This window comes from Mesorhizobium sp. P160927, from assembly GCF_057766385.1.
This window is the reverse complement of sequence record NZ_JBYMDW010000001.1, coordinates 836,784-849,703: the sequence shown is the minus strand read 5'-3', so window position 1 is coordinate 849,703 and position 12,920 is coordinate 836,784. Positions and strand designations below refer to the sequence as shown.

The 12,920-nt window shown below is 63.6% G+C and carries 16 protein-coding genes; 10 read left to right on the top strand and 6 right to left on the bottom strand.

The genetic code is table 11. The features are described from left to right. The first annotated feature begins 151 nt into the window (after positions 1–151). Positions 152–337, top strand: coding sequence for a hypothetical protein (locus tag AC3CB8_RS04360; protein WP_023772030.1), 186 nt, complete (start codon positions 152–154; stop codon positions 335–337). A 7-nt stretch (positions 338–344) separates the two neighbouring features. Continuing rightward, positions 345–533 carry a hypothetical protein gene (locus AC3CB8_RS04355; RefSeq protein WP_023781985.1) on the top strand — a complete coding sequence of 63 codons (189 nt, stop codon included), beginning with the start codon at positions 345–347 and terminating at the stop codon, positions 531–533. Between the two features lie 104 nt (positions 534–637). Here AC3CB8_RS04355 and AC3CB8_RS04350 read toward each other — a convergent pair whose 3' ends face one another. After that, a complete protein-coding gene (locus tag AC3CB8_RS04350; RefSeq protein ID WP_023772029.1) occupies positions 638–1,807 on the bottom strand; it encodes a trans-sulfuration enzyme family protein in 1,170 nt (389 codons plus the stop codon). Further along, positions 1,804–3,243: a pyridoxal-phosphate dependent enzyme gene (locus AC3CB8_RS04345; protein WP_023772028.1), complete on the bottom strand. Its 1,440-nt coding sequence runs from the start codon at positions 3,241–3,243 to the stop codon at positions 1,804–1,806. The genes AC3CB8_RS04350 and AC3CB8_RS04345 overlap by 4 nt, the downstream gene beginning before the upstream one ends. A gap of 209 nt (positions 3,244–3,452) precedes the next feature. On the opposite strand from AC3CB8_RS04345, the gene AC3CB8_RS04340 reads away from it, so the two are divergent. Together AC3CB8_RS04340 and AC3CB8_RS04335 are read left to right on the top strand one after the other, a co-directional pair. Continuing rightward, a complete protein-coding gene (locus AC3CB8_RS04340) occupies positions 3,453–3,785 on the top strand; it encodes a hypothetical protein (protein ID WP_023772027.1) in 333 nt (110 codons plus the stop codon). Then, positions 3,782–4,429: a cysteine hydrolase family protein gene (locus AC3CB8_RS04335; RefSeq protein WP_023793354.1), complete on the top strand. Its 648-nt coding sequence runs from the start codon at positions 3,782–3,784 to the stop codon at positions 4,427–4,429. The genes AC3CB8_RS04340 and AC3CB8_RS04335 overlap by 4 nt, the downstream gene beginning before the upstream one ends. A gap of 82 nt (positions 4,430–4,511) precedes the next feature. Here the strand turns inward: AC3CB8_RS04335 and AC3CB8_RS04330 are convergent, their stop codons facing one another. Further along, positions 4,512–4,943 carry a winged helix-turn-helix transcriptional regulator gene (locus AC3CB8_RS04330; protein ID WP_352726429.1) on the bottom strand — a complete coding sequence of 144 codons (432 nt, stop codon included), beginning with the start codon at positions 4,941–4,943 and terminating at the stop codon, positions 4,512–4,514. A 39-nt stretch (positions 4,944–4,982) separates the two neighbouring features. On the opposite strand from AC3CB8_RS04330, the gene AC3CB8_RS04325 reads away from it, so the two are divergent. Beyond that, the gene (locus AC3CB8_RS04325; RefSeq protein ID WP_023793356.1) at positions 4,983–5,753 is read left to right on the top strand and encodes a type 1 glutamine amidotransferase domain-containing protein; all 771 of its coding nucleotides are present in this window, start codon (positions 4,983–4,985) and stop codon (positions 5,751–5,753) included. Positions 5,754–6,299: 546 nt separating this feature from the next. On the opposite strand, the gene AC3CB8_RS04320 is transcribed toward AC3CB8_RS04325, so the two are convergent. Beyond that, the gene (locus AC3CB8_RS04320) at positions 6,300–7,643 is read right to left on the bottom strand and encodes an FAD/NAD(P)-binding protein (RefSeq protein WP_352563410.1); all 1,344 of its coding nucleotides are present in this window, start codon (positions 7,641–7,643) and stop codon (positions 6,300–6,302) included. A 31-nt stretch (positions 7,644–7,674) separates the two neighbouring features. After that, positions 7,675–8,163, bottom strand: a complete 489-nt coding sequence (locus AC3CB8_RS04315; protein ID WP_023772023.1) for an RrF2 family transcriptional regulator — start codon at positions 8,161–8,163, stop codon at positions 7,675–7,677. A 631-nt stretch (positions 8,164–8,794) separates the two neighbouring features. On the opposite strand from AC3CB8_RS04315, the gene tauA reads away from it, so the two are divergent. The 4 genes from tauA to AC3CB8_RS04295 all read left to right on the top strand — a co-directional run bounded on the left by tauA (position 8,795) and on the right by AC3CB8_RS04295 (position 11,757). Beyond that, positions 8,795–9,808: a taurine ABC transporter substrate-binding protein gene (tauA, locus tag AC3CB8_RS04310; RefSeq protein WP_023772022.1), complete on the top strand. Its 1,014-nt coding sequence runs from the start codon at positions 8,795–8,797 to the stop codon at positions 9,806–9,808. A gap of 110 nt (positions 9,809–9,918) precedes the next feature. Then, on the top strand, positions 9,919–10,692 hold the full coding sequence (locus AC3CB8_RS04305) for a taurine ABC transporter ATP-binding protein (protein ID WP_023772021.1): 774 nt from the start codon (positions 9,919–9,921) through the stop codon (positions 10,690–10,692). After that, positions 10,689–11,549 carry an ABC transporter permease subunit gene (locus tag AC3CB8_RS04300; protein ID WP_352563411.1) on the top strand — a complete coding sequence of 287 codons (861 nt, stop codon included), beginning with the start codon at positions 10,689–10,691 and terminating at the stop codon, positions 11,547–11,549. The genes AC3CB8_RS04305 and AC3CB8_RS04300 overlap by 4 nt, the downstream gene beginning before the upstream one ends. A gap of 19 nt (positions 11,550–11,568) precedes the next feature. Continuing rightward, on the top strand, positions 11,569–11,757 hold the full coding sequence (locus AC3CB8_RS04295) for a hypothetical protein (protein ID WP_352563412.1): 189 nt from the start codon (positions 11,569–11,571) through the stop codon (positions 11,755–11,757). 48 nt (positions 11,758–11,805) lie between these two features. Here AC3CB8_RS04295 and AC3CB8_RS04290 read toward each other — a convergent pair whose 3' ends face one another. Further along, positions 11,806–11,991, bottom strand: a complete 186-nt coding sequence (locus tag AC3CB8_RS04290; RefSeq protein WP_023781990.1) for an LPXTG cell wall anchor domain-containing protein — start codon at positions 11,989–11,991, stop codon at positions 11,806–11,808. A 307-nt stretch (positions 11,992–12,298) separates the two neighbouring features. Here AC3CB8_RS04290 and AC3CB8_RS04285 point away from each other — a divergent pair, with 307 nt between their 5' ends. Continuing rightward, positions 12,299–12,667: a septal ring lytic transglycosylase RlpA family protein gene (locus AC3CB8_RS04285; RefSeq protein WP_023772017.1), complete on the top strand. Its 369-nt coding sequence runs from the start codon at positions 12,299–12,301 to the stop codon at positions 12,665–12,667. The last annotated feature ends 253 nt before the right edge of the window (positions 12,668–12,920 follow it).

Sequence of the window (12,920 nt, the reverse complement as noted above, 5' to 3'; positions counted from 1 at the left end):
AGCCCCTGTTTGGCCCGCCAAACCCATTTGGCATGGCTGGCGCCGGCTTGCAAAACTCACACTGATTTAAGCCAATCGCCATTCCTTCGCCACAGTAGGGAACGAAACCGGTTTTGGCAGATTTAGCCCCTGATTCCCAAGGGAGGACAGGATGGACAGCCTGACGATACAGGATGCTTTCGAACCCTACTATGCCGGTCGCGACCGGATTGCCGCACGCCAGGACAAGCGGCTGCCAGCCCGGAACGACACCAGCCTGACCAAGCAGGCCGCGAGTGCCTTGCCGACAGACGTCAGGCTTTCCGACAACAAACCCGACAGTACGACGGAGCACTGACCGGACGATGCCCAATCGCTTCGATATCTTCATCACCCGTCTCGAAACGAAAACCGCGCGCCACGGCGTGCCGCTATCTCCGATAGGCGACCAGCACCGAGGGCGCCGCGATAAGGACAACTCCAAGCCGGTGCGCTCCGGAGAGTCGCACGCCGAGAAGGATCGCGGAAAGCACCGCCACAAACACGACGCTTGATCTGGCTCAGATCGGCGAGACGGCCATCAGTCCGTGGGGCGGAGCAAGGCGCGCCTCGGAGCATGCAGCGAGCAACGCGGGCTCCTTGGTCATGCCGAAGGCACTCAGCCCCCCAGCGCCTGATTCAGATCGGCGATCAGATCGTCGCCATCCTCGATCCCCGCCGACAGCCGCACCAGCGAATCCGATATGCCGATCTCAGCCCGTTTCTCGGCGGGAATGGAACCATGCGTCATCAGCGCCGGGTGCTCGATCAGGCTCTCCACCCCGCCAAGACTTTCGGCCAGCGTGAACAGCTGCGTGCGTTCGAGAAAGCGTTTGGTGCCGGCAAGGTCGCGATCGAGCACAGCGGTGATCATGCCGCCGAAGGCATGCATCTGCTGCACCGCGATGGCGTGCTGGGGATGGCTGGCAAGCCCGGGATAGATGACGCGGCGCACATCTTTTCGCGCTTCCAGCCACTGCGCGATCTTCAGGCCGTTGGCGGAATGGCGCTCCATCCTGAGCGCCAGGGTCTTCAAACCGCGCAACGCCAGAAAACTGTCGAACGGACCTGATATGGCGCCGATGGCGTTCTGCAGGAATTTCAGCCGGTCGGCCAGATCCTTGTTGTCGCCGACCACGGCAACGCCGCCGACCATGTCGGAATGGCCGTTCAAATATTTCGTTGTCGAATGGACCACGATGTCGATGCCGAGCTCCAGCGGCCGCTGGATATAGGGGCTGCAGAAGGTGTTGTCGGCGACGGACAAGATCCCCTTGCGCTTCGCCAACGCCGCTACGCCTTCGAGATCGACGATACGCAGCAATGGATTGGTCGGCGTCTCGACCCAAAGCATTTTTGTTTCCGGCCGGATCGCGGCTTCAACCGCGGCCAGATTGGTGAAATCGACGAAGGAAATCTGCAGATTGGCCGAGCGCTTTCGCACCCGCTCCATCAGCCGGAACGAGCCGCCATAAATGTCGTCGGTGGCGACGATATGCGCGCCCGAATCGAGCAATTCGAGGACCGTGGCGATCGACGCCAGGCCGGAGGCGAACGCGAAAGCCGCCGAGCCGCTTTCGAGATCGGCCACGGCGCGCTCGAAGGCGAAGCGCGTCGGGTTCTGGCTGCGGGCATATTCGAAACCCTTGTGCACGCCGGGCGACTGCTGGCCATAGGTCGAGGTGGCGTAGATCGGCACCATCACCGCACCGGTCAGCGGGTCGTGGCTCTGGCCGCCATGGATGGTGCGCGTCGAGAACGCCAGGCGGTTCTTTCCGGATGTTGTCATCGTGCGCGCCTCAAATGGTTGATCAGGTCGATGCGGGTAATCAGGCCGACGAACTCGTCGCCGTCGAAGATGATGGCGACCTCGTTGCGGTCGAACACCGGCAGCAGCGCGTCCAGCGTCTGGCTGGCCTGCAGCGTGTGCAGGTTCGAGGTCATGGCCGTGCGCACCGGGCCGTTGAAGCGCTCCCAGCGCCCGTCATAGGGGCCGTCGACATGGGCAAGGATGTCGCTCTCGTCGACGATGCCGACGAGTTTGCCATTGTCGAGCACCGGCAGTTGCGAGACATCGGAGCGGCGCATGCGTCCATAGGCGTTGAGCAGGCTCTCGTCCGGCCCGACATAGACGGTATCGCCAGTGCGGTGAGTGCGCATCACGAGGTCGCGCAGGTCGCCATGCTGTTCGTGTTCGGCCAAGCCCTGCTCGGCCAGCCAGAAATCGTCGAACACTTTTGACAGGTACTTGTTGCCGCTGTCGCAGACGAAGGTGACGACGCGCTTGTGCACCGTCTGCTCGCGGCAATAGCGCAGCGCCGCCGACAACAAAGTGCCCGAAGACGAACCGGCCAGGATGCCTTCCCGGGACAACAGATCCCTCACCGCCAGCATGCTCTGCTTGTCCGTGATGGAATAGGCCTTCTTGACCAGAGACAGATCGGCATTGGGCGGCACGAAATCCTCGCCGATACCTTCCACCGTCCAGCTTCCCGCCTCTTCCATCTTGCCGGTCTTGATCAGCGGCGCCAGCACCGAGCCGACCGGATCGGCCAACACCATCTCCGTCTTCGGCGACACCTCGGCGAAGTAGCGGCCAAGCCCGGTCAGCGTGCCGCCCGAGCCGACGCCGACCACCACCGCGTCGACATCACCGTCAAGCTGCGAGAAAATCTCCGGGCCGGTGGTCGTCTGATGCGCAAGCGGGTTGGCCGGATTGGCGAACTGGTTGGCGTAGAAGGCACCGGGCAGTTCGGCGGCGATTTTCTCCGCCATGTCCTGGTAATATTCGGCATGGCCCTTGCCGACATCGGAACGCGTCATGCGCACTTCCGCGCCCAGCGCGCGCAGATGCTGGATTTTTTCACGCGACATCTTGTCGGGCACCACCAGGATGATGCGGTACCCCTTGGGAATGCCGACTTGGGCAAGGCCAAGGCCAGTATTGCCGGCTGTCGCCTCGACGATGGTGCCGCCGGGCTTCAGCTTGCCCTGTTTCTCGGCCGCCGCGATCATCGACAGCGCGATACGGTCCTTGATCGAGCCGCCAGGGTTCTGGCTCTCGAGCTTGATGAACAGCCGGCATTTTCCGGTGTCGAATTTGGTCAGCTCGACGATGGGCGTCTGCCCTATCAGATCGAGCAACGACGCATAGGGCGGGCGCAGGCGCGAGAGTGCGCTGTCCGAGGAGCCACTGTCGGCCGTGGTTTTTCTATGCTCGCTCATGTCGGAGCCTCCATGGGTCAACCTAGCGTCTTTTCCAGCCGATCGCAGTTGGAAAGAAGATAGATCGTGCCAATCCGGTGGCCAGACGGGGAATGAAATTCCATGGGCCCGTCCCAGGCGAGGCGTCTAACGAACCACCTCGTTCGTTGCCGCCGCCGATTTCGCCGTGCTAGCCGAACATTCGCCATATCAATTCAAGGAGACGGCCGATGAAGATCCTCGCCTATGACAACTTCAAGCCCGGCGTCACCCTCGACGATTTGAAACCCTATTTGCGCGATGAAGTCTCGAATGTCTGGCGGCTTTGGAAGGCAGGCATCGTGCGCGAAAACCATGCGCGCGCCGATGTCGGCGGCGTCATCGTCGTTTTCGAGCTCGACAGCGTCGAAGAAGCAAGAAACTACACCGACGACTTCCCGCTGTCGAAGGCCGGGCTGCTGGAATGGCATTTTCTTGCCTTCGACCCCGCCCCCTTGCCGCTCGAATATCTGTTCGACCCGACTGTCGACATCGCCAAGCCATGGGACCGGACGGCAGCATGATCCGATCCAGCGAAGACATCGAGATCCCCGCCAGCCTGGCTGAATGGTGCGATCCCCGCCGCATGGCGCTGGTGATCTACGACATGCAGGTCGGCATCTGCCGCCAGATCGCTGGCGCGGCCGACATCGTCGAGCGCACCGGCAGCGTCCTCGAAGCAGCCCGCTCGGCCGGCATGCGGGTGGCGTTCACACGCCATCTCTCCTTGCCACGCAGGTGGATGGGCGCCACCCAGCTGCGCACCGCCATGGCCTGGCAGCGGCGTGACAGTCCAGACACGGTCGAGCCCTGGTTCCCGCGCGATGCCGAGGCGACGAAGATCGTTCCCGAACTCGCGCCACGCGCCGACGAGGCGGTGTTCGACAAGCTGACCATGTCGGCCTTCGATTCCACGGCGCTGAGCTTTGCCTTGCGCGATTGCGGTGTGCGCGCCGTCGCGCTCGCCGGCGTGGCGATGGAGATCGGCATCGAGCCGACCGTTCGCCAGGCGACCGACAATGGTTTTGTCGCCGTGGTGATCGAGGACGCCTGCGGCTTCGGCAACCGTGAGGCCCGCGACCGCTCGATAGCCACGCTTGGCTTCCTCGGCGAGGCTGCCATCACCGATGTCGCGGGTTTTTGCGGCGCGCTTGCCGGCGGGAGCTAAAGCAATTCCAGGAAAAGTGCGATCGGTTTTCCAGGGAAAAGCGCGTCGCGCTTTCCCTAGGGAATTGCGTAAAATAAAAGATCTAGGCGCCTTGCCGGGTCTCGGTGTCGGTGCGGAAGCGGACGCCGTCCGCGCGCCCGTGCACATCGCCCCAGTCGTAGAGCGCTTGCAGCGTGGTGGCCAGATCGCGACCACGCTCGGTCAAGACATAGCGTCCCTTGCCGTCGGGCGACGCCTCCAGCGCGACAAAGCCGATCTCGACCAGGTTGGCCAGGCGCTGCGTCAGCATCTTGTCGGAAAGCGAAGGGATCGATCGGCGCAACTCGGAATAGCGCAGCGGACCTTGCTTGATCCGGGCCAGGATTACCGTCTTCCATTTGCCGCCCAGTGCGTCGAGCGCGAACTCGACTGGACAACCGTAAAGTCTGCCGCGTGGTGCCATGCCGCCACCGTAGGCAACGCCCGGCGGCGGCGAAAGCGGATTTTGCCCGCCCATACGGCCAGATTGCAGCATTCGGCTTTATCGGCGACAGCTTCATGAAGGAGAGCCAGGATGAGTGTACGGGATACCAATCCGGTCAATGCGCGCAGGCCGAAACGGGTGGCGATCGTCATCGCTAATCCGGCCGTCTCGACCACGACCGGCTGGCCGGTCGGCTTCTGGTGGAGCGAGCTGACGCATCCGTGGTTCGTTTTCACCGAGCGGGGTTACGACGTCGAGATCTTCTCGCCCGATGGCGGCAGATGCGAGGCGGACGCGCTGAGCGATCCGCGTGATCCCTCGGGCTATTCGGAAACCGACCTCATCTCGCTCGGCTTCATCTCGAGCCCGAAACTGGCGAGCCTGGTCGACAACACAAGGCCTGTCGCGGAGATCGCGCTCGACGGCTTCGACGCGATCGTCGTCGCCGGCGGCCAGGCGCCGATGTTCAACTACGCCCGGGCGGAAGCGCTGCAACGGATCTTCGTCGCCTTCCACGAAGCGGGCAAGGTGGCCGCGGCGCTCTGCCATGGCACAGCGCTGCTGCGCTATGCCAGGCGCGCCGACGGTTCGCTGCTCGTCGCCGACAAGACGGTGACCGGGTTCGCGAATATCGAGGAGGATTTCGCCGACAAAGCGACCTGGGGGATGGGTGCGCTGGAGCGCGGCAAACATCTGATGCCGTGGCGGATCGAGGATGAGCTGAAGGCGATCGGCGCCAACTATGTCCAGGCCGGCCTGTGGCGCGCCTTTGCGGTGCGCGACGGCAACCTGATCACCGGCCAGCAGAATTTTTCCGGCGCCGAGACCGCGCGCGCTGTGTGTGAGGCATTGGGCGGCTGAACGCCATCCCTCCGGCCGGTAGCTGGAGGGACTTCAGTCTTAGTTGAGCAATCGCTAATATATGTGTAGCTTGGCCATGCGGGGGACGATCCCAATCGAAGCCTAACCCGCGATGGCCGGTGCGACCTGCTTCCAACCCAAGCATCCCCGCACCGGCCATTCTTTGTCCGCTGGATAGCCCGCGGCCAGCTTGAACTCGTAAGCTGGGCGCGCGATGTCGCCACTAGGAGAGCGGTGATCGATGCGCCGAACCAGAATGGCTCTTCGCGCCGGCTGAAATGCACTTCCGCACGGTCGAGGATGAGAACGCCTTGGCAACGGGACTGCGTCACGTCTCGTATATATATCAATTGACTAAAGTACGGAACGTCCAATGGACAAGAACAGAACGTTTGAAGGCCTCTCGGACCAAGGCCTACCAGCGCGCAAGACTTTAGTCCTGCCGTCTTATAGTTAAAGACAGAAGTTGTTCCGGCCGAATAGATACCAGACTGCACTCAGCCGGATATGGTGCGATCGCGGAAGGCGATCACCCGCCGAGATTGCTTAGCCTAGCAACCGCTTGCTCAGCCTGGCGCACTGGACGCGGATATCGGGAATGGCGTCGATCTCGAAGAAGGTGCCGCGCGTCAGCGGGCCGACGGCGAGGATTTTTCGCGAAACGGTGCCGTCGGCGGCGATGATCTCGCAATTGGCCGAGACGTCGAGGCCGATGCGAAGCGGATCCGGCCGCGCCAGACCGCGGCCGACCAGCGAGCGCACCACGCTGTTCGGCGAGGTCGAGATGTCGCGCACGATACCCGAGCAATCGTAGATGCGGGCGACGTCGAATGTTTCGAGACGCTGGGTATGGCGCGACTGGACCTCCACCGCGAAGCCGTCGCCCGGCGTGACGCCGACGACGCGCCCGGCGAGCGGCCGGACGTGGCCCGATTGCACGGCTTCCGTCACCCTGGCGTAGACCTCGGGTGCTATGCGGTGGCGATGGATGTCCCACCAGGCCTTGGTGTGTTCGACGAAGCGGCGCTTGGCCGAGGCCGGCCAGTTCTGCCAGATCTTCTGGTTGAAGGGGCGCAGGCCGTCCACCACGTCGCGCCAGTCGACGCCGGCCTTCTGGTTCTCACGAATGAGGTCGCGGAACCAGCCGACGAAATAGGAGAGCTGGGTGCCGAGCGGGATATCGGCGACGTCGAGTTTGATCGGATTGCCCTTGCGATGCGGCGAGGGCAGCAGGCCGCGCCGCGACACCGCGATGATGTCGCCGCGATGGCCGCGCTGCTCCAGGGAAAGGAATGCATCGACCATGCTCAAGCCCGTGCCCAGCACCAGGATACGGCTATCGGGATCAAGCGCGGTGTCGGCTTCCGAGCCCATCCGGATCGCATGGCCCTGCGCGGGCTGTTCGTCATGGCCGGTGGCGAGCACGGCAAGATGGGCGACCACGCTGGTGCCGTTGGCGAGCGCCACCTCGACCCCGGACGCAGTCGGCGTGATCGACAGGCTCTCCTCGCGGATCAGGCGCAGCCGGCCGGCCTCGCGCTCGCGCGCTTCCAGGTCGTCGAGCAATTCCTTGAGATAAAGCGCATAGAGGCTGCGCGGCGCATAGACCGGAGCCTGCTCCGGTGTCGCAAACCCCCGCTCCAGCAGCCAGCGCCAGAAATTGCCGGGATCGTCGGCGTAGGCGCTCATGCCGGCGGCGCTGACATTCAGCACATGCGCCGACAGCAGCGTCGAATAGGCGATGCCCTGGCCGAAATGCGGGCGTTTTTCGATCAGTGTGACGCGCAGGTCCGGATTGGGCGATTTGAGCAGATGCGCGGCCAGCACGACGCCGCTAGCGCCGCCGCCAACGATGATGATGGAACGGGTCGGGTTGGTTCGCCCGGTCATGCGCGAGCGAGCCCCCTGCGAAGTACCGATTTCAGGCCTGGGCCTTCACCGCGACCGACAGGCCGTTCCGCACCACCGGCAGGTCGTCCCTCGCGACCGGGAGGTCGTCGGCAATGTCGCGCATCTCGGCGAGGCTGCGCTGGTCGAGCACCTCGGCGATCGCCTGCCGGACTTCCAGCATCAGATGTCGGACTTGGCATGTCGCCTCGTTGCAATCTTCACAGCGCTGATATTGTGTGCGGCTGGCGCAGGGGATCGGGGCCAACGGCCCGTCGAGGACGCGCACGACGTGGCCGACCTTGATCTCGTCGGCGGGCCGGGCCAGGCGATAGCCGCCCTCCTTGCCCTTGCGGCTCTGGACGAAGCCGGCATTGCGCAGCTCGCCCAGTATGGCGTCGAGGAATTTCTTCGGGATGTTGTTGCCGGTTGCGATATCGCCGACGAAGGCGAGCCGTCCGGCGGGCATGTGCGCGAGATGTACGAGCGCCTTGAGGCCGTACTTGCCTTTTTTGGTGAGCATGAACCGAACGTTTCTCTGTCCTGCGATGGCCCTAAGCCATCCGTTGCGAAACGCCTCGGGTGCCTCCCCGCCGCGCCGAAGCCACCATGACACATAAATTCCAGCGACATGATATTCAAGCCAATTGCGGTTGATCTTGCTTGGTTTTCAAGCCGTTGTGGCGATTTTACCCCCGGCTTGTGACACCGATGACACGGAAAACATGGCTGACTTGCACGAAGGCCTGCAGCCGGAACCCAGTACCCCCAGCAGTCGCCATAATACGCTTGGTATGGCCTGGCATCGGCACCTCACTCCTATGTCCATAAGGTTACTATACTTAAATGCCGGTACGCGGAACCCGGTTTTAAATTCTCTGCAGTTTGAAGCACAAGTTTGCAGGAAGTAGGGAAAAATCGGAATCTCGTTTGAACCTGTCTGTATCTGCAACCGTCGAGGTCGCGCCCTCGGGTCAAAGTTGGTGGGCCGCCGCTCTTGGACGCCGGCAACCGTCACTTCCGCCGTGGCGACCCGCCGGCGGTGGCTTTTTTCCAATAAGCTCTTCTTCCTTGGAAGGATTTAACTCTACAAGAACCATGGAATTAGCGAACTATGGACATGCAATCCGGTTTTTCCTTTCAAGGAGCCTTTCATGTCCAGCATTTCGCGACGCATCCTCCTCCTGTCTTCCGCTGCCCTTGCCGGCGCCGCCTTCCTCGGCCCGGCCATGGCCAACGACTTGAAGATCACCATCGGCTACCAGACGGTGGTCGAGCCCTCGAAAGTGCCGCAGGCCGACGGCGCCTATGAGAAGGCCACCAAGGCCAGCATCGATTGGCGCAAGTTCGATTCCGGCGCCGATGTCATCGCCGCCGTCGCCTCCGGCTCGGTCGATATCGGCTATGTCGGCTCGAGCCCGCTGGCGGCCGCCGCAAGCCGAGAACTGCCGATCCAGACCATTTTCGTCGTCGGCCTGATCGGGCAATCCGAGGCGCTGGTCGCCCGCAACGGCGCCGGCATCGGGAAGGTCGCGGACCTCGCCGGCAAGAAGGTCGCCGTGCCGTTCGTGTCGACGACGCATTACAGCCTGCTTGCCGCGCTCAAGCACGAGAATGTCGATCCGAAATCGGTCCAGATCCTCAACCTAAGGCCGCCGGAAATCGCCGCCGCTTTCGCGCGCGGCGATATCGACGCCGCCTATGTCTGGGATCCGGCGCTGGGCCAGATCAAGACATCCGGCAAGGTGGTGCTGGATTCCTCGCAGGTCGCCGCCTGGGGCGCGCCAACCTTCGACGCCTGGATAGTGCGCACCGACTTCGCCGAGAAGAACCCGGAAGCCGTGCGCGACTTCGTCAAGGTGACGGGCACCGCCTATGGGGACTATCTCGCCAAGCCCGACGCCTGGTCGGTGTCGTCGCCGCAGGCCGCGGCGATCGCCAAGCTCACGGGCGCCAAGCTGGAAGAGGTGCCGGAGTTGCTCAAGGGCTACGTCTTCCCCACCCTTGAAGAGCAGGCATCCGGGAAGTTCCTCGGCGGCGGCACGGTCACTGCGATCGCGGCGGCATCCGCCTTCCTCAAGGAGCAAGGCAAGGTCGACGCGGTGCTGCCGGACTATTCGAAATATGTCACTTCGAAATACGTCACCGAGGCGCTGGCCTCGAACTGACGCGTCGCACACGCGGCTCTCCTTCCCTGACGCCGCGCGTTGCCTGTCCCGAAGTCGCAGACGAGGCGCGGTTTCGGGGCAGGCGGATATCCTTCAAATCGGCGAGGCCCATGCAGCATCTCGTGCTCGACAAGATCTTCATCCACTATGACGGCCAGCCGGCACCCGCCGTCGAGCACGTGTCGATCGGCGTTGCCAAGGACGATTTCGTCGTCCTTGTCGGCCGCTCCGGCTGTGGCAAGACCTCGCTGCTCAACGTCGCGGCAGGCCTGGTCACGCCCGCGCGCGGCAGTGCCACGGTCAATGGCAAGCCGATCACCGGGCCCGGTTCTGATCGGGCGGTGGTGTTCCAGAACGATGCTCTGTTTCCGTGGCTCACGGCGCGCGAGAACGTCGCCTTCGCGCTCAGGTTGCGCGGTGTGAGGCCAGCCGAACGGGCGCGCCGCGCCGATGAACTGCTGGCGCTGGTCAAACTCGCTGAAGCCGGCGACAAACGTATCTGGGAGCTCTCCGGCGGCATGCGCCAGCGTGTCGGCCTTGCCCGGGCGCTCGCCGCCGAACCCGTATTCCTGCTGCTCGACGAGCCGCTCGGCGCGCTTGACGCGCTGACGCGCGAGCGCATGCAGACGACGCTGCTCGACCTTTGGACGGCAAGCCATGCCGGCGTGCTGATGGTCACGCACGGCATCGAGGAGGCGCTGGTGCTCGCCACCCGCATCGTCGTGCTGGCGCCCGGCCCGGGCCGCGTGGTGCGAACCTTCGAGCCGTGCTTCTCCAGGCGTTACGCGGCAGGCGAGCCCATTCGCGCCATCAAGGCCGATCCGGCCTTCGGGGCTGCGCGCGGCGAACTGACCGACGCGATCTTCGAGGGAGAGGCGGCATGACCATTTCCTCCTACACGGAACGGCCCGGTTCAAGGACAGACGAAACCGACGGCCTGTCGGTGCCCTGGTCCAGGCCACGGGCGAAACGGACGGGCGTTTCGGCGCGCATGGTCAGCGCCACCACCATCCTGGCGGTGCTGGCGCTCTGGACACTCTCGGCCCGCCTGCAACTGGTGTCGCCGGTGTTCCTGCCCTCGCCGCTTGCCGTGTGGAACAAGTTCATCGTGGTTATGAACGACGGCAGCGTCGACGCGACGCTGTCGCAGCATGTCGTCGCCAGTCTGGGCCGCGTCTTTGCCGCGCTGGTCGCCGCCATCCTGGTCGGGGTGCCGGTGGGGCTCGCCATCGGCATCAGCACGGTGGGGCGCGGCATCTTCGATCCGCTGCTCGAATTCCTGCGGCCGATCCCACCGCTGGCCTACCTGCCGCTGGTCATCATTTGGTTCGGCATCGGCGAGCCTTCGAAAATCCTGGTGATCGCCATCGCCATGCTGGCGCCGGTCGCCCTGTCGACCGCCTCGGGCGTCCGCGGCGTCTCGCGGGAGCGCATCAACGCCGCGCGTTCGCTTGGTGCGACTCGGCGCCAAGTGGTCCGCCACGTGATCCTGCCCAGCGCCCTGCCCTCGATCCTGACCGGCCTGCGCATCGCGCTCGGCGCCGGTTGGTCGACACTGGTCGCGGCCGAGCTGGTGGCGGCGACGCGCGGGCTTGGCTTCATGATCCAGTCGGCGGCCCAGTTTCTCGTCACCGACGTGGTGATCATGGGCATCTTGGTGATCGCGGCCATCGCCTTCGTGCTCGAATTCACCATCCGCCGCATCGAGCGCGTGCTGGTCCCATGGGCGGGGCGGGAATGATCGGAAAAGGAGAATGACGATGACCCATTCCACCGCCGTGTTGTTTGCCCATGTCGGCGCCTGGCTGCTCGGCCTTGCTTCCGATGAGAACGCGGAAAGTGAGGACAGCCCGCACTCGCCGGCGCCGATCCATCTTCGCGCCGGGCGCGATCGCCTGCCACCGCGCGACGAGAGTTTTTACTGGGCCTGGCAGTACTGGTCGCAGTGAACGCGGTCACGGCCGGCGCGCTCAGCACCGGGCGCGTTTGCTCGAACCTCAACCCTGCCTACGGTTCGCCCATACCAGTCCCGCCAGGCCGGCCAGCATGGCGGCGAGGCCGATATAGAGCCATTGCGATTGGCCGGTCATGAAGCTGCCGCCGACCACGCCGATGCCTTGCAGCGACCACAACGCACCGATCGCGAGTACAATCAACGCCAGCAGATTCTTGGTCAGTTTCATTGTCGGATCTCGCTTTCCCAGTCGATCGACAGCGGCGCCATAGCCGCGATGAAAGAGCCAGAGGAAGTGGCTCGATCCCAGCGGTTTCTACTTGGAGATTAATCGGATCTTGTCAAACGGATCTCGGATATCGGCACGAACATCATCGATAACTGATGAAGTCCGGTCCGAAAATCCCTGACAAACTGTTACCCGCCGACTCCAAACGTGTGATCTTGCCATGGAACCGCCAGATCACTGCCGCATTTCCTGCCTTATTTCCCACCTAACGGCTTGGGTCTGTCAAAAACGGAGCCATCCCCCAAATATGAAGACCACGAAACAGACCGCGCTTGTCGCGGTAACGATCGCTGCTGGCCTGATGGTAGGCGCTTCCGCCACTTCGGCAACCGCCGCCGCCGGTCAGTGTGGCCGCGCTTCCTGGTACGCGCTGCACTCGAGGACCGCATCGGGCGAGCGCATGAACCCCTCGGCGATGACCGCCGCCCACCGCACCCTGCCTTTCGGCACCAAATTGCGGGTCACCAACAAGAACAACGGCCGCAGCGTCGTCGTGCGCATCAACGATCGCGGGCCCTTCATCAAGGGCCGGGTGCTCGACCTGTCGAAAGGCGCCGCCGGCCAGCTCGGCTTCGTCGGCTCCGGACAGACTTCCGTCTGCATGGCGCGCGTCTGATTTGATCGTCTCCTGACCATGATCTCTTGCCGACCGCGGATCAGCGGAGCAACCGGGAACTTTCGGGATCATGGTCGGGTGCAGGCGACACATATCGTACACATTTCGGCACTGCACATTGAGCCGGCTGGGCCGGCCGTGCCAGGTTTTAAAGGCTTTCAACGAAAGAAGCATTGGTCACGCCACGTGACGTATTGCATCGCAGCAATTAGTTGTTAACGTTCCCGCGAGACATCTGGGCACGGCGCTGATC